Origin of the sequence: Escherichia sp. KS167_9B (genome assembly GCF_030295215.1) — a bacterium.
Classification (GTDB): Bacteria; Pseudomonadota; Gammaproteobacteria; order Enterobacterales; family Enterobacteriaceae; genus Escherichia; species Escherichia coli_F.
In genome coordinates, this window is record NZ_AP025754.1 from 2,742,103 (window position 1) to 2,758,783 (window position 16,681).

Annotated in this window: 14 protein-coding genes; 2 read left to right on the forward strand and 12 right to left on the reverse strand. The window is 52.1% G+C overall.

Annotated features, from left to right (window positions below):
• Window positions 1-5: 5 nt before the first annotated feature.
• The 8 genes from nuoH to lrhA form a co-directional block, all read right to left on the reverse strand.
• The gene (gene nuoH, locus QUE34_RS13645) at window positions 6-983 is read right to left on the reverse strand and encodes an NADH-quinone oxidoreductase subunit NuoH (RefSeq protein WP_000118503.1); all 978 of its coding nucleotides are present in this window, start codon (window positions 981-983) and stop codon (window positions 6-8) included.
• Entirely contained in the window at window positions 980-3,706 is a 2,727-nt protein-coding gene (nuoG, locus tag QUE34_RS13650; RefSeq protein WP_032303442.1) for an NADH-quinone oxidoreductase subunit NuoG, read from the reverse strand. The genes nuoH and nuoG overlap by 4 nt, the downstream gene beginning before the upstream one ends.
• A 52-nt stretch (window positions 3,707-3,758) precedes the next feature.
• The gene (gene nuoF, locus QUE34_RS13655) at window positions 3,759-5,096 is read right to left on the reverse strand and encodes an NADH-quinone oxidoreductase subunit NuoF (protein ID WP_000789502.1); all 1,338 of its coding nucleotides are present in this window, start codon (window positions 5,094-5,096) and stop codon (window positions 3,759-3,761) included.
• Window positions 5,093-5,593, reverse strand: coding sequence for an NADH-quinone oxidoreductase subunit NuoE (gene nuoE, locus QUE34_RS13660; RefSeq protein ID WP_000545042.1), 501 nt, complete (start codon window positions 5,591-5,593; stop codon window positions 5,093-5,095). The genes nuoF and nuoE overlap by 4 nt, the downstream gene beginning before the upstream one ends.
• Window positions 5,594-5,595: 2 nt before the next feature.
• Window positions 5,596-7,398 carry an NADH-quinone oxidoreductase subunit C/D gene (nuoC, locus tag QUE34_RS13665; protein WP_000247878.1) on the reverse strand — a complete coding sequence of 601 codons (1,803 nt, stop codon included), beginning with the start codon at window positions 7,396-7,398 and terminating at the stop codon, window positions 5,596-5,598.
• Between the two features lie 93 nt (window positions 7,399-7,491).
• The gene (nuoB, locus tag QUE34_RS13670) at window positions 7,492-8,154 is read right to left on the reverse strand and encodes an NADH-quinone oxidoreductase subunit NuoB (RefSeq protein ID WP_000386733.1); all 663 of its coding nucleotides are present in this window, start codon (window positions 8,152-8,154) and stop codon (window positions 7,492-7,494) included.
• A 15-nt stretch (window positions 8,155-8,169) separates the two neighbouring features.
• A complete protein-coding gene (nuoA, locus tag QUE34_RS13675; RefSeq protein WP_000062997.1) occupies window positions 8,170-8,613 on the reverse strand; it encodes an NADH-quinone oxidoreductase subunit NuoA in 444 nt (147 codons plus the stop codon).
• Between the two features lie 629 nt (window positions 8,614-9,242).
• Window positions 9,243-10,181, reverse strand: coding sequence for a transcriptional regulator LrhA (gene lrhA, locus QUE34_RS13680; protein ID WP_000622290.1), 939 nt, complete (start codon window positions 10,179-10,181; stop codon window positions 9,243-9,245).
• A 919-nt stretch (window positions 10,182-11,100) separates the two neighbouring features.
• On the opposite strand from lrhA, the gene alaA reads away from it, so the two are divergent.
• Window positions 11,101-12,318 carry an alanine transaminase AlaA gene (gene alaA / locus QUE34_RS13685; protein WP_000074527.1) on the forward strand — a complete coding sequence of 406 codons (1,218 nt, stop codon included), beginning with the start codon at window positions 11,101-11,103 and terminating at the stop codon, window positions 12,316-12,318.
• Window positions 12,319-12,401: 83 nt separating this feature from the next.
• Complete coding sequence (gene yfbR, locus QUE34_RS13690) at window positions 12,402-13,001, forward strand: 5'-deoxynucleotidase (RefSeq protein WP_000813854.1); 600 nt, start codon at window positions 12,402-12,404, stop codon at window positions 12,999-13,001.
• 58 nt (window positions 13,002-13,059) lie between these two features.
• Here the strand turns inward: yfbR and QUE34_RS13695 are convergent, their stop codons facing one another.
• From QUE34_RS13695 to yfbV, 4 genes are all read right to left on the reverse strand, one after another.
• Window positions 13,060-14,892, reverse strand: coding sequence for an SLC13 family permease (locus QUE34_RS13695; protein ID WP_001012889.1), 1,833 nt, complete (start codon window positions 14,890-14,892; stop codon window positions 13,060-13,062).
• A gap of 86 nt (window positions 14,893-14,978) precedes the next feature.
• Complete coding sequence (hxpA, locus tag QUE34_RS13700; protein WP_103253494.1) at window positions 14,979-15,629, reverse strand: hexitol phosphatase HxpA; 651 nt, start codon at window positions 15,627-15,629, stop codon at window positions 14,979-14,981.
• A 10-nt stretch (window positions 15,630-15,639) separates the two neighbouring features.
• A complete protein-coding gene (locus QUE34_RS13705; RefSeq protein WP_000426124.1) occupies window positions 15,640-16,134 on the reverse strand; it encodes a YfbU family protein in 495 nt (164 codons plus the stop codon).
• A gap of 82 nt (window positions 16,135-16,216) precedes the next feature.
• A complete protein-coding gene (yfbV, locus tag QUE34_RS13710) occupies window positions 16,217-16,672 on the reverse strand; it encodes a terminus macrodomain insulation protein YfbV (protein ID WP_000106627.1) in 456 nt (151 codons plus the stop codon).
• Window positions 16,673-16,681 lie beyond the last annotated feature (9 nt).

A 16,681-nucleotide genomic window follows, 5' to 3' on the forward strand; every position in this document is an offset into this window, starting at 1 on the left:
GCCCCTTATTGCGCCTGCCAGAGAATGACAGCCGCCGTTACCAGCAAGTTGATCAGCGTCAGCGGCAGGCAGATTTTCCAGCCGAAGGACATTACCTGGTCATAACGCGGACGCGGTAACGACGCACGAATCAAAATGAACATCATCATAAAGAACGCGGTTTTCAGCGCGAACCAGATGAATGGCGGTAAGAACGGGCCTTGCCAGCCACCGAAGAACAGCGTCACCATCAATGCGGAGATGGTCACAATCCCGATGTATTCGCCCACGAAGAACAGACCGAACTTCATGCCGGAATACTCAATGTGGTAACCATCCGCCAGTTCCTGCTCGGCTTCCGGCTGGTCAAACGGGTGACGGTGACACACCGCCACGCCCGCGATGGCAAAGGTAATAAAACCAAAGAATTGCGGGATGACGTTCCACACGTGCGCCTGGCTGTTAACGATGTCGGTCATGTTGAATGAACCGGCCTGCGCCACCACGCCCATCAGGGAAAGCCCGAGGAACACTTCGTAGCTCAGGGTCTGCGCAGAAGCACGCATCGCACCCAGCAGCGAGTATTTGTTGTTACTTGACCAGCCCGCAAACAGCACCGCGTAAACCGCCAGACCTGCCATCATCAGGAAGAACAAAATCCCGATGTTCAGGTCGGCAACCACCCAACCCGGACTGACTGGCACAATCGCAAAGGCCAGCAGCAGCGAGGTAAAGGCAATCATCGGTGCCAGAGTAAAGATGACGCGATCCGAGAATTTCGGGATCCAGTCTTCTTTAAAGAACATTTTGATCATGTCCGCGACCAGCTGGAGCGAACCGCCCCAGCCAACACGGTTAGGTCCGTAACGGTTCTGGAACAGACCCAGCAGGCGACGTTCGCCAAAGCTCATGAATGCCCCGCAGGTGACAACCACCAGCAGGATCACCACCGCTTTGAGGATGGTCAGCAGGATCTCAATCAGTTCCGGTGATATCCAACTCATTGTTGTGCCTCCTTGAGATCCTCAAGATGCGCGCCAGCCAGCACCGGAGCAATGCCGGACATGCCCATCGGCAAGCCCACCTGCCCTGCCGTCAGTCCTTCGGCGATTTCAACCGGCAGCGTGACCGTGTTGCCATCGTAACTAAAGGAGACGCGTGTACCCCCGTTCACCCCCAACTTCGCGGCATCCGCGGGGTTGAGTTTGATGTACGGCTGCGGCATACGGCTCTGGAAGACCGGAGCACGCTGTGACAATTCATCGCTGCCAAACAGGTGGTAGTACGGCGCGATACGCCATTTCCCGTCCTGCGGTTGGAAGCGTGCCGGTACGCTGGTGAAGTAATCCAGACCGTTTTCGCTGGTTTCAAACAGACGCACGCCCGGATCGCCAAAGCGCAGTTTGCCGCCCACTTCGTCCTGGAATTTGTTCCACGCCTGCGGGGAGTTCCAGCCCGGCGCCCAGGCAAACGGCACTTGCGAACGGTGCGCGGTCGGCTGGTTGTTACCTTCCATCGAGAAGGTGAACATGGTGTCAATATCCTGCGGCTGACGCGGCTCATGAACGCTGATGTTGGCGCGCATGGCGGTACGACCGCTGTAACGGTGCGGCTCACGGGCCAGTTTCTGCCCACGAATACGGAATGTCGCATCCGGCGCAGCATCTTTGATACCTGCCAGTTCCGGGATTTTCGCCACAACAGCGTCAATCACATGGTCGAGCTGCGTCCAGTCCACTTCACGGCTCAGCAGGGTGCTGTGCAGCGAGTGCAGCCAGCGCCAGCTTTCCAGCATCACAGTTTTGCTGTCGTAATAAGCCGGATCGTAAACCTGGAAGAAACGTTGGGCGCGGCCTTCGTTGTTGATCACCGTACCGTCGCTTTCAGCAAAGCTGGCGGCGGAAAGCACCAGATGGGCGTTTTCCATGATCGCCGTACGTTGATGGTCAACCACCATCACCAGCGGCGCTTTCGCCAGCGCAGCATTCACGCGGGTAGCGGAAGCGTGACGATGCAGATCGTTCTCCAGCACCACCACCGCGTCGGCGCGTCCTGTTTCCAGTTCGGTCAACGCTTCTTCAAGCGAACCGCCGCCCATAATGCCCAACCCCATGCTGTTGACAGAGCGGGCAATCATGGTGATACCGACGTCAGCGCCGCGACCTTTCAGGGCTTTCGCGACGTTAGCCGCAGCCTGAATCACTTCAGCGCTACCAGCGTTCGTCCCGGAGATAATTAACGGTTTCTTCGCACCAGCCAGTGCCTGCACGATGACGTCGATTTTGCTTTGCAGCTCAGGTTCGATACCGTCAACCGCTGGTGCAGAGTTATCCAGCGCATGGGCGATGGCAAAACCTAAACGCGCCTGATCTTCAACCGGTGCGCGGTAAGTCCACGCCGCGATATCATCCAGACGGGTGTCATCAACGTTAGTCACAAACAGCGGATGCTTCGCACGTTGACCGATGTTGAGGATTGCCGCAATCTGCCAGTCAGCCACTTTCTGTGCTGCTGCCATTTCGCGCGCTTTACCTTTCACCGCCTGACGCACTGCCAGCGCGACGCGCGCGCCGGTCTGGGTAACGTCTTCGCCCAGCACCAGTACCGCATCGTAAGATTCGATTTCGCGCAGAGCCGGAGTATAAATGCCGCCTTCACGCAGTACTTTCAGCGCCAGTTGCAGACGTTCCTGCTCACCGTGAGCGATACCGGTGTAGAAGTTTTCTTCGCCCACCAGCTCACGCAGCGCAAAGTTGCTTTCCACGCTGGCACGCGGAGAACCGATGCCGATGACTTTCTTCGACTGACGCAGAATATCTGCCGCGCCCTGCATTGCCTGTTCGGCGTTGAGGGTAATGAAATCATCGCCACGACGCTGTACTGGCTGACGCGGACGATCTTTCAGGTTGACGTAACCGTAACCGAAACGACCTCGGTCGCAGAGGAAGTAGTGGTTTACCGTACCGTTGTAACGGTTTTCGATACGACGCAGTTCGCCATAACGCTCGCCGGGGCTGATGTTACAGCCGATGGAACATTGCTGGCAGATGCTCGGCGCAAACTGCATATCCCATTTACGGTTATAACGCTCGGAGTGGGTTTTGTCGGTGAATACGCCGGTCGGGCAAATTTCGACCAGGTTACCGGAGAATTCGCTTTCCAGGGTGCCGTCTTCCGGGCGACCGAAGTAGACGTTGTCATGTGCACCGTAAACGCCCAGATCTGTACCGTCAGCGTAATCTTTGTAGTAACGCACGCAGCGGTAGCAGGCGATGCAACGGTTCATTTCGTGAGAGATGAACGGCCCCAGATCCTGATTGCGGTGGGTACGTTTGGTGAAACGGTAGCGACGGAAGCTGTGTCCGGTCATCACGGTCATATCCTGAAGATGGCAGTTACCGCCCTCTTCACATACCGGACAGTCGTGCGGGTGGTTGGTCATCAACCACTCGACCACGCTTTCACGGAACTGTTTCGCTTCTTCGTCGTCAATGGAAATAAAGGTGCCATCGGAAGCCGGTGTCATACAGGACATCACCAGGCGACCACGCGTGTCTTCCGCGTTTTGGTATTGCTTCACCGCACACTGGCGGCAAGCACCGACGCTTCCCAGCGCCGGATGCCAGCAAAAGTAAGGAATATCAAGGCCCAGAGACAGACAAGCTTCCAGCAGGTTGTCCGCTCCGTTAACCTCGTATTCTTTGCCGTCTACATGAATTGTAGCCATTAGCATGCTTCCAGTTTTCTCAGTCAGAGACTGAGCGTTAATCGAAATTCGGTTACCAGCGCTCTTTCAGCAGGTTCGGCTGAATCCCATTAATCAAATGGGTATTGCTGAACGGCTGTTTGATTCCCGCCTCAAATTCTTCGCGGAAATATTTGATGGCGCTCTGTAACGGCTCCACTGCACCAGGTGCGTGGGCACAGAAAGTTTTACCCGGACCCAAGAATCGACACAGTTGCTCAAGTGTTTCGATATCGCCCGGCTGACCTTCGCCACGCTCCAGCGCGCGCAGAATTTTCACGCTCCACGGCAAACCGTCGCGGCACGGCGTACACCAGCCGCAGGACTCACGGGCGAAAAATTCTTCCAGGTTTCGTACCAGCGACACCATGTTGATCTCGTGATCAACCGCCATCGCCAGCGCCGTACCCAGACGGCTGCCCGCTTTACCGATACTTTCGAATTCCATCGGCAGGTCAAGGTGCGCTTCGGTCAGGAAGTCGGTCCCCGCGCCGCCTGGCTGCCAGGCTTTGAATTTCAGGCCGTCACGCATACCACCGGCGTAATCTTCGAGGATCTCGCGTGCGGTGGTGCCAAACGGCAGTTCCCACAGACCCGGATTTTTCACCCGACCTGAGAAGCCCATCAGCTTGGTGCCAGCATCTTTGCTTTTCGAGATGTTCTGATACCACTCCACGCCGTTAGCGAGTATCGCCGGAACGTTACACAGGGTTTCGACGTTGTTGACACAGGTCGGTTTGCCCCAAACGCCAGAGGTTGCCGGGAAAGGGGGCTTCGAGCGTGGGTTAGCGCGACGCCCTTCCAGGGAGTTGATTAACGCTGTTTCTTCCCCGCAGATGTAGCGCCCTGCCCCGGTATGGACGAACAGTTCGAAATCGAAACCTGTTCCCATAATGTTTTTGCCGAGCAGCCCTGCTTCGGTGGCTTCGGCAATGGCACGGCGCAGATTCACTGCCGCCTCGATATATTCGCCACGCAAGAAGATGTAGCCACGGTAAGCTTTCAGCGCAAATGCGGAGATGAGCATACCTTCCACCAGCAGGTGCGGTAGTTGCTCCATCAGCAGGCGGTCTTTATAAGTGCCCGGCTCCATTTCATCGGCGTTACACAGCAGGTAACGGATGTTCATGGATTCGTCTTTCGGCATCAGGCTCCATTTCAGGCCAGTCGAGAAGCCCGCACCGCCGCGCCCTTTCAGGCCAGCGTCTTTAACCTGATTGACGATCTCGTCCGGAGACAGCCCGGTCAGCGCTTTACGCGCTCCTTCGTAACCGTTTTTGCTGCGATATTCGTCCAGCCACACTGGCTGTTTGTCATCACGCAGACGCCAGGTCAGCGGATGCGTTTCGGGAGTACGGATAATGTTTTTCATTTATACCGCTCCAGCAGTTCAGGAATCGCTTCTGGGGTCAGATGCGCATGAGTGTCCTCATCGATCATCATGTTTGGCCCTTTGTCGCAGTTCCCCAGGCAGCAAGTTGGCAGCAGCGTAAAGCGACCGTCAAACGTCGTTTGCCCTGGTTTGATGTTCAGTTTTTTCTCCAGTGCCGCCTGAATGCCCTGGTAACCGTTAATGTGACAGACCACGCTGTCGCAATAACGGATCACATGGCGACCAACCGGCTGGCGGAAGATCTGGCTGTAGAAAGTAGCCACGCCTTCGACATCACTTGCGGGAATACCCAGAACGTCAGCGATCGCGTGGATCGCGCCGTCTGGCACCCATCCACGCTGTTTCTGAACGATTTTCAGCGCTTCAATGGACGCCGCACGCGGGTCTTCGTAGTGGTGCATCTCGTGCTCAATCGCTTCACGCTCAGCCGCACTCAGCTCAAAAGCCTCGGTTTGTGGTTGTTGATTCTCGTGCATAATTAGCGGTCCACATCTGACATAACAAAATCGATACTGCCCAGATAAACAATCAGGTCAGACACCAGGCTGCCGCGGATCGCCGCCGGAATTTGCTGCAAATGCGCATAACTCGGCGTACGGATACGGGTGCGATAACTCATGGTGCTGCCGTCGCTGGTCAGGTAGTAACTGTTGATCCCTTTGGTCGCCTCAATCATCTGGAAAGATTCATTGGCAGGCATCACCGGCCCCCACGACACTTGAAGGAAGTGGGTGATCAGGGTTTCGATATGTTGCAGCGTGCGCTCTTTCGGCGGCGGCGTGGTCAGCGGGTGATCCGCTTTGAACGGGCCTTCCGGCATGTTGTTGAGGCACTGCTCAAGAATGCGCAGACTCTGACGCAGTTCTTCCACTTTCAGCATTACGCGGGTGTAGCAGTCAGAAACACCACCACCAACCGGGATTTCAAAGTCGAAGTTTTCATAGCCAGAATAAGGGCGCGCCTTACGCACATCGAAGTCGATCCCGGTAGCACGCAGGCCCGCGCCAGTGGTGCCCCACTCCAGCGCCTCTTTCGCGCCGTAGGCGGCTACGCCCTGGGAACGGCCTTTCAAAATGGTGTTTTGCAGCGCCGCTTTCTCATAAGACGCCAGACGTTTCGGCATCCAGTCGAGGAACTCACGCAGCAGGCGATCCCAGCCACGCGGCAGGTCGTGCGCTACGCCGCCAATACGGAACCACGCCGGGTGCATACGAAAACCAGTGATCGCTTCCACCAGATCGTAGATTTTCTGACGATCGGTAAAAGCGAAGAACACTGGCGTCATCGCACCGACGTCCTGAATAAAGGTCGAGATGTACAGCAGATGGCTGTTAATGCGGAACAGTTCGGAGAGCATTACGCGGATCACGTTAACGCGATCTGGTACGGTGATCCCGGCCAGTTTCTCTACCGCCAGTACATACGGCATCTCGTTAACACAGCCACCGAGATATTCGATACGGTCGGTATACGGAATGTAGCTGTGCCATGACTGGCGCTCGCCCATTTTCTCCGCACCACGATGGTGGTAACCGATGTCTGGTACGCAGTCGACAATCTCTTCGCCATCGAGTTGCAAAACGATACGGAAAGCACCGTGCGCCGACGGGTGGTTCGGACCGAGGTTGAGGAACATGAAGTCTTCATTTTCGGTGCCGCGCTTCATCCCCCACTCTTCCGGTTTGAAGGTCAGGGCTTCCATCTCCAGATCCTGTTTGGCTTTGGTCAGCTCAAACGGCGAGAATTCGGTAGCGCGCGCCGGGTAATCTTTACGCAGCGGGTGACCTTTCCAGGTTTGCGGCATCATGATGCGGCGCAAATTGGGGTGACCGTCGAAAGTAATGCCAAACAGATCCCAGGTTTCACGCTCATACCAGTTAGCGTTCGGGAACAGCTTGGTGAAGGTCGGTACGTGCAGGTCGTTTTCTGCCAGCGCCACCTTCAGCATGATGTCGCGGTTACGATCAATAGAAATCAGATGGTAGAAAACGGAAAAATCCGCGGCAGGTAACCCTTCGCGGTGTGTGCGCAGACGTTCGTCCATGCCGTGTAAGTCAAACAGCATGACGTAAGGTTTCGGCAGTTTCTTTAAGAAATCACCCACTTCCAGTAATTGTTCACGCTTGATCCACACAACGGGAACCCCGGTGCGAGTCGCCTGAACAGTAAAGGCATCCGGCCCAAAACGGTTGCGCAGTTCGCCAATCACCGGATCATCAAGATGATCGCGGGTCTGCCAGGCGGGTTCTTGCGCGGTTAAGTCGGTCATATTGTTCACCATTGCAAATGGTCCGTGGTGACTGTCGGCGCAGTAAGCTTCGCGAAATAGATTTAGGAATAAGCGAAGAAAAATCCCTTTGCCGACAGGCGCAAATTAAATCTCGTCAGGTGTACGCAGGTTGGTAACGGCAATGCGTTCACCGCGCTTGCGTTCGCGCTCTGATTGCATATTGGCGCGATAAACGCCCTGATCGCCAACCACCCAGGAGAGCGGACGACGTTCTTTACCGATAGATTCCTGCAACAGCATCAGTGCCTGCATGTACGCTTCAGGACGTGGCGGGCAGCCCGGGATATACACATCAACCGGGATGAATTTATCAACGCCCTGCACAACGGAATAAATATCGTACATACCGCCAGAGTTGGCACAGGCACCCATTGAGATAACCCATTTTGGCTCCAGCATCTGGTCATACAGACGCTGAATAACCGGTGCCATTTTGGTAAAGCAGGTTCCTGCAACCACCATCAGGTCAGCCTGACGCGGCGAAGCACGCAATACTTCTGCGCCAAAACGTGCCACGTCATGCACCGCGGTAAACGAAGTCACCATCTCAACGTAACAGCAGGAAAGACCGAAGTTATACGGCCAAATTGAGTTTTTACGACCCCAGTTAACCATGTCATTGAGCTTGCCCATAAACACGTTTTTGTTAACTTCTTGCTCCAGAGGGTCGGTTACGATCTCCTGCTTTTGCAGGGGGTAACGGTCGTTCTCACCGTTGGGATCTATGCGGGTGAGCGTATAATCCATCTTAATGCCTCGCGGTTAGCGTTGACGATTAGCGATACTGTTCGTTTCCGGGTTCATACGCTCGCGGCGTGAACGCGCGGGCGTCCAGTCCAGCGCGCCAATACGCACCAGATAAACCAGACCTGCCAGTAACACAAAAATAAAAATTGCAGCTTCCACAAAGCCTACCCAGCCGCTTTCGCGGATAGAGGTTGACCATGCGAACAGATACAGCGCTTCAACGTCGAAGATAACGAAGAACATGGCCACCAGATAAAACTTGGCGGACAGGCGTAAGCGGGCGGAGCCGACCGAGTCGATACCGGATTCAAACGGAACGTTTTTCGACCTCGCGCGTGCGCGACCGCCTAAAAACCAACCGCCTACCAGCATCAGGCAACACAGGCCAATGGCAACGATAAGAAAGATAGCGAATGCCCAGTGATGAGCGATGACTTCAGTGGATGTTGACATACTCATTGCTTACTCATCAAAAGTAGCGCCAGATTCACTGCTCTTCACGGCAGATGGACGCCACATCGATTCATGGGGAGGAATAAAAAAAACCTTACAATCACTGTAGAAACTCTTTTATACAGCTAATTGATGTGGTCTTTTACTCCTTTCTATAACCTTTTGTCAACTTTAACAAAAGTTTCTTCACATTAGTTTACATAATATCAACACCATTAGCATTTAATGCCCTTTCACCCCAGATCCTTGACGACTCCAGGATAATTAGATGTTGTTGAATCGTGTCCGTTGTGAAGCAATGGAAAAAATACGGGTCTATTTTGACAGGAATTTGTGTCGATTCCTCCCCCCAAAAGAGAGTATTTTCTTGATCTGTGACACGCTTTTGTCATTCCATAACAAAAACGCAGCAACAAATTTACGTATTTTTTAACATCATTGTAGCAGGTGATTTTTTTCAGGCGATTATTTGTGCGTTCGGGACGTGAATCTCTGTTGATTGAAAAATGAACAGTTTTGTGCGTTCTGCACGATACGAGGAAGGCTTTTTACTAAAAAAAAGCCGCTGGGGTTTAAAACACCCCCAGCGGCTCGTTTTTACACTATTGTCCCAGGAATTATCTATGGTCCGTCGATTACTCGATATCCCTTTCAATTAACAATGAGTCATCGCCTTCCGGAGCAGACATTGGGCTGTATTGCCACGGATTATGGTAGCTCTCCATCGCCTGATAAATCACCTGAGCCAGCTCATTATTACTGGACGGGTCATAGCACAACAAATATTCGGTATCGGGTAGCGGCGGTAAGCCATCTACCCCACTCAGCACACGCAGATCAGGACTCATCATCTCGACCGGCCTTGCTGTCACACCAAGACCGGCTTTCACTGCCGCACGAACGGCCGGAAGCGTCGAGGCGACATAAGCCAGTCGCCATGGAATATCTGCTTTATTAAGCGTCGCCAGCACCATATCGCGAAACGGGCTAGGATCATCCAGCAATACAAGAGGGATCGGCTCGCCTTTTTGCAATACGTATTCCGCTGCGCAGTACCAGTGTGTTGGCGAGGTACGCAGGTTCAATGCCTTAAACGTTGAAGGACGATGGGTGGTTACCATCAAATCCACTTCCTGGGATTCCAGCATTTCTGCCATATAGGCATTACGTTTAACGCGGACATCCAGCGCTAGTTTCGGATAAACCGAACTCACGCGATTTAACAGGAAAGGTAAGATCGTATCGGCAGATTCATCTGAAGCACCGATAGTTAACACGCCCTGAAGATTGCTGAACATTAATGATGAGCAGGCCTCATCATTAAAACGCAGGATTTTCCTGGCGTAACCAAGAAGTTGAATGCCATGTTCAGTTAACAGTTTGTTGCGACCGTGACGAGCGAACAGTTCTTTCCCAACGAGTTGTTCCAGACGCTGCATTTGCTGACTTACGGCGGACTGAGTACGACACACAGCGGCAGCTGCGGCAGCAAAAGTGTTCAGATCGGCAACAGCAACAAATGTTCTCAGCAGATCGAGGTCGAGGTTAATTATCGGACGATTTGCACTTATCATATATTATCACTTACTGGCGGCTCGTACTGAGCTGGTTAATGCTGTGCACACACAAACAAGCAATTCCATTTGTAATGTGCCTCCCTGGCAGTTTCATCCGGAACCCGGACGAAAGTAAAAATGCATATGAGTTGCACTAAAAAAGCGACTCACATTGTTCCGTTATAATGCCTGAAGTAGATCACAGAATATATCTTCAGGAATCGCATATCTATTAAGTTACTCACTCTTTTGTATTTATGACATGCGCGTGTTTGTATAAATGTAAATGTGAGTCCTTGTTCCACTCTCGTGCAGCATCGCTGGTCATACGCGAACACGTACAAACAGCAATGGTGAGGCGGCATCAAGAGCAGGGATCCGTTATTTATGCGAGCATTTTACCCCAAAAACCTTTTATTTATAAGGGTCATTGCGAATTATCTGATGCAAAGTTATGTTATGTTAGGCAAAGTAATCTTCTATTATTAATAAGCACAACAAAACCTTTTTGAATATTAAATAATAATTAATTAGCATCATCCTCATTCATTAATCCCGCTTAACAATAGTTTCACACCTTGCACCCATTACGACACCTCGGAAATCATCACGCTGTTAAACTCTCCGTAATGCGGAAATATCATCATCACGATTCATTAGTGAATTCTTAAACGAGGCATTTTCAAACAATTATCTTACAGATAAAAAAACCACACTCACAATTAAGAATCAGAACAATTCACTACATAACATTAATTGCTAAGCATATACACCTCATTATTTTGCCATTATTAAGTTATTAACAGCACAATCGAGTCTTCCCCTCTGGCAAAATCTTATTCTGCAGACCTTCAAAACGCCGTCCTGGGGGAGTACATTGTTCTAAGCTGACTTCCACGGCAGGGAGTGGCGATAACAGCAAAAAAGGTCAAGATTCATGTCCCCCATTGAAAAATCCAGCAAATTAGAGAATGTCTGTTACGACATCCGTGGTCCGGTGCTGAAAGAAGCAAAACGCCTGGAAGAAGAAGGTAACAAGGTACTGAAACTGAACATCGGCAATCCTGCCCCGTTCGGTTTTGACGCGCCAGATGAAATCCTCGTTGACGTGATTCGCAACCTGCCTACCGCTCAAGGGTATTGCGATTCCAAAGGGCTTTACTCCGCGCGTAAAGCCATCATGCAGCACTACCAGGCTCGTGGCATGCGTGATGTTACCGTGGAAGATATTTACATCGGCAATGGTGTATCGGAGCTTATCGTTCAGGCAATGCAGGCATTGCTGAACAGCGGGGACGAAATGTTAGTTCCTGCGCCTGATTACCCTCTTTGGACTGCGGCGGTTTCGCTCTCCAGCGGTAAAGCGGTGCATTATCTTTGCGATGAATCCTCTGACTGGTTCCCGGACCTTGATGATATTCGCGCTAAAATTACGCCTCGTACGCGTGGAATCGTTATTATCAACCCAAATAACCCAACCGGCGCAGTTTATTCCAAAGAGCTTTTAATGGAGATAGTGGAGATTGCACGTCAGCATAATCTCATTATCTTCGCCGATGAAATTTATGACAAAATTCTCTACGATGACGCTGAGCATCACTCAATTGCGCCGCTGGCACCTGATCTGCTGACCATTACCTTTAACGGATTGTCGAAAACGTACCGCGTTGCAGGCTTCCGTCAGGGGTGGATGGTGCTGAACGGGCCGAAAAAACACGCTAAAGGTTACATCGAAGGTCTGGAAATGCTGGCTTCGATGCGCCTGTGTGCTAACGTTCCTGCGCAACACGCCATTCAGACCGCACTAGGCGGTTATCAGAGCATCAGTGAATTTATTACTCCCGGCGGGCGTCTTTATGAGCAGCGTAACCGCGCGTGGGAATTGATCAACGACATTCCGGGCGTTTCCTGCGTGAAACCGCGCGGTGCGCTGTATATGTTCCCGAAAATCGACGCTAAACGCTTTAACATTCACGACGACCAGAAAATGGTGCTGGATTTCCTGTTGCAGGAAAAAGTCCTGCTGGTTCAAGGGACAGCATTCAACTGGCCGTGGCCGGATCACTTCCGCATTGTCACACTACCACGTGTTGATGATATCGAGCTGTCTTTGAGTAAGTTCGCGCGTTTCCTTTCTGGTTATCATCAGCTGTAATCTTAATTTCACTGCCGGAGATTGCATCCGGCAGTGTTATCCCGCCACAATGACCTGATGATGTCATCATACGTAAGGTCACTATGAAACAGAGCCATTTTTTTGCCCATCTCTCCCGCCTGAAACTCATTAACCGCTGGCCGCTAATGCGCAACGTGCGGACGGAAAATGTGTCCGAACACAGTTTGCAGGTAGCGATGGTCGCCCATGCGCTGGCAGCTATCAAAAATCGTAAATTTGGCGGTAATGTCAACGCCGAACGTATCGCTTTACTGGCGATGTACCACGATGCCTCAGAAGTGCTTACCGGCGATCTCCCTACCCCGGTGAAATACTTCAATTCGCAAATCGCTCAGGAATACAAGGCTATTGAAAAAATCGCTCAGCAAAAACTGGTCGATATGGTTCCGGAAGAGCTGCAGGATATTTTTGCGCCGTTAATTGACGAGCATGCATACAGCGATGAAGAGAAATCTCTGGTGAAACAGGCAGATGCACTGTGTGCATATCTGAAATGTCTGGAAGAACTCGCGGCGGGAAATAATGAATTCTTGCTGGCAAAAACGCGACTGGAAGCGACGCTTGAAGCGCGCCGCAGCCAGGAGATGGACTACTTCATGGAAGTCTTTGTTCCCAGCTTCCATCTTTCGCTCGATGAGATTAGCCAGGATTCACCGCTGTAAGCAGCCGGAGTCTGCGTCGCATCAGGCAATAAGCGCCGGATGCGACATCAGGCTCTTGTCAAAACGGAAACAGCATCGGGATCATCACCACACAAACCGCCATCACGATAATGGTGAACGGTACCCCCAACTTCACAAAGTCACTGAAGCTGTAATTTCCCGGGCCTAAAACCAGTGTGTTAACAGGTGAAGAAACCGGTGTCATAAAGGCGGCGGATGCTGCCATCGCCACGACCATCGCAAATGGATAAGGCGACACACCCATCGTTTTGGCAGCAGCCAGCGCAATCGGAGCCATCAACACCGCCGTTGCGGTATTAGAGATAAATAGCCCAATAACCGCCGACAAGACAAACAAACAACCCAGCATCATATGTGGCCCGTAACCGCCGCCAATGTCCATCAGCCCTTTCACCGCCAGCGCGACACCTCCCGTTTTCTGTAATGCCACAGCAAACGGCATCATCCCAACGATCAAAATAATGCTCGGCCAGTGAATGGATTTATAGGCGCTTTCAGCATCGATACAACGGAATTTCCCCATCAGCAGGCAGGCGATGATAGCGGCAACAGGATTAGGGATTTCATCGGTAAGCATTAACGCTACCATCAACACCAGGCAAAAAATGGCATGAGGTGCCTGACTGTGTGCTGGCGATGCTTCACTTACCTCTTCGGGTAAGTTCAGCGCCACAAAGTCACGCCCCTGTTTTGCCAGCATACCGATCAGTTTCCAGTTACCCACAACCAGGATGATATCGCCCAGCAGCAGAGGCTCATCCGCCAGCGAACCTTCCATCGCCTCGCCATTGCGCTTTAGCCCCACCACATTCAGTCCGTAGCGGGTACGAAAACCAATTTCGCGCACCGATTTACCAATAAGTTCTGACTCAGGAATTAATGAAATCTCTGCCATGCCCACATCAAGTGCCTGGTCAGAAAAATACTCGCCGCGTAGTACCATCGGCTCCAGCAATTGCTCACTACAGAATTGCCGGAGATCGACATCAGCCGCAGACATATCAATAAGCAAAACGTCACGCGCGCGAAATTCAGAAACCCCGTTAACATTCACGATAACGCGACGAAAACGCCGCCAGCGTTCAACACCGATGACGTTAGCACCATAACGCTCACGTAATTTGAGATCGTCCAGCCGTTGACCAATCATAGGCGAACCGGGGCGAATAGCCAGACGACGCGCACGCCCGGTCAGTCGATATTCACGAATAAGATCGCGAAAAGTTCGACGCGTCCAGCCTTCGCGCTGTGGGGTCTGGGTATCCCCTTTCAGCATGAAACGCATCACTAACATATACAAAATACCCAGCACCAGCACGACCAGGCCAATAGGTGTTACGCTAAAGAAACTAAAACCATGATAGCCTTCACGCAGCAATTCACTGTTGACTACCAGGTTCGGCGGCGTCGCCACCAGCGTCATCATGCCGCTTATCAGCCCGGCAAAACTTAACGGCATCATCAGGCGCGACGGCGACGTTTGCATACGCATGGCAACGCTTAACACCACGGGAATAAAGATAGCGACAACGCCGGTTGAACTCATAAACGCGCCAAGCCCCGCGACGGTCAGCATCAACAAAACCAACATTTTGATTTCACTGTTGCCTGCCACTTTGACCAGCCATGTCCCCATTACGGTGGCAACACCGGTACGGACCAAACCATCGCCAATAATGAACAAGGCGGCAATCAGGACAACGTTAGGATCGGAAAAGCCGGAAAATACTTCGGGGACCGTCAGCGTTCCGCTTAATGCAAACGCGACAATAACAAACAAAGCGACCGCATCCATACGCACTCTGCCCGTCGCAAACAAGACGATGGCAACGGCCAGTAATGAAAGAACCCAAATCAATTCACCGTTCACAACTTATCCTTGTTAATTGAGGGGGATGACTTGATTCTGCCATAAAAAAGCCCCGACGAGACGGGGCTAAATCATGATCAGGTGTTTCACTGAATAATAACATCGCCATTTGGCTGTTTGGTCACAGTAATTTGCTCCAGACTGTGGAGGACTAAATCGACCTCATTCAGGCGCGGGGTATCTGCCGGAGCGTTAACTGCAATCACATGGCAACCCGCCGCCAGGCCTGAAAGCACGCCAGCGAGAGCATCTTCCACCACCACACACTCCTGCGGCGCAAGCCCCAGCAGCTGCGCGCCTAACAGATACGCATCAGGTTCTGGTTTTCCGCGCTTCACTCGCTCAGCGGTTACAAACACCTCTGGCGCGGGAAGTCCGGCTATTTTGTGGCGCGCTCGCGCTACGGGCATGGAGCCAGACGTCACAATGGCCCATGGAATCCCCACTTTATTCAGATGATTGAGTAAAGCGACTGCCCCCGGAAGTGCGGTAATACCTTCGGTTTCCGTGGCCTCGATTTGCTCCAGACGCGTAAATTCGGCAGCAATGTCTGCCTCGGATTTGCCCACCATAAAATGGCGCAAAGAGGTGATGGCCTGTTTACCGTGAATGAAAGCCAGCACCTCTTCCGGCGCTAACCCATGACGTCTGGCCCAGTTGCTCCACGCCCGTTCTACCGCAGGCAGGGAGTCCACCAGCGTTCCATCAAGATCAAACAGAAAACCTTTGCACCGCACATGGGCCTCCTCAGGCGTTGATAATTTGATTAATTTCGTTGGCACTCAGATGGTACTGACGCGGGCAGGCATGCCACACATTAAGCATACGCTGATATTTTTCCCACATTGGCGTCTGGGCGTTAAAACCGTGAGTTCCGGCGTCAAAATGGGTATAGCGCCCCTCCACGTTAACCATAAAGCGCACATAACCGAGATAACGAGCTTCGGTGGCGGCGTCAAAGCCGAGGAAGGTAACACGGCGTTCATCGATGGACTGCTGGTCCTGCAAATTAGACCAGGACACATGCAGTGCGTGATACATCTCCATAATGTCGATGATAGTGCGGCAGGTTTCTTCTTTCAGCTCGCCAAACTCGCGATCCAGTTCACGCATCTGTAATCCATAACCACGCTCAATGATTGTTTGCAGGCGACGGTAACGTTCAGCATTTGCCGGATCAAGCATAGTCATCATTTTGTACTGGTTAGACAAAATAAGACGTTGCGCGTTGGTCATTTCCATTGTTGACTCCTGTATCACTCTACTACGGTGAAAAAAAAGAAGGCTGAGTATGCCTTCTTTTATATGCGTAATCAGGGGTCAATTACAAATCATCAAGGAAAGTTTTATCCAGTTGTTTGAAGGCACGCTTAAGCGTGTCAGCTAATGCCTGGTAATCAGGCTTACCTTCAACGGGTGCCAACACCTGTCCAGACTCTTGCAATTTACCGCGAACTTCATAAAACCAGTTAAGGATTGCAGGAGGTAATGGCGTTACAGAACGCTTGCCCAGCCACCATAGTCCTTGCATGGGTAAACTTAAGGCGAACAGCGCAGTGGCAACTGCCGGGCCCAGCTGACCGCCCAGGGCAATCTGCCAGCAGAGAGTAAATACGGCGATTGGCGGCATAAAACGGATCGCATAGCGCGTCATCTTGATAACGCGATTTTCGACAAAGACCGGGGCAAGGCGTTTTTCCAACGGCCACGTCTTTGAGTAATGCTGTCCCCGGCGAAACAAGCTAAAAAAATTAACAGAACGATTATCCGGCGTTGACATGCTTCACCT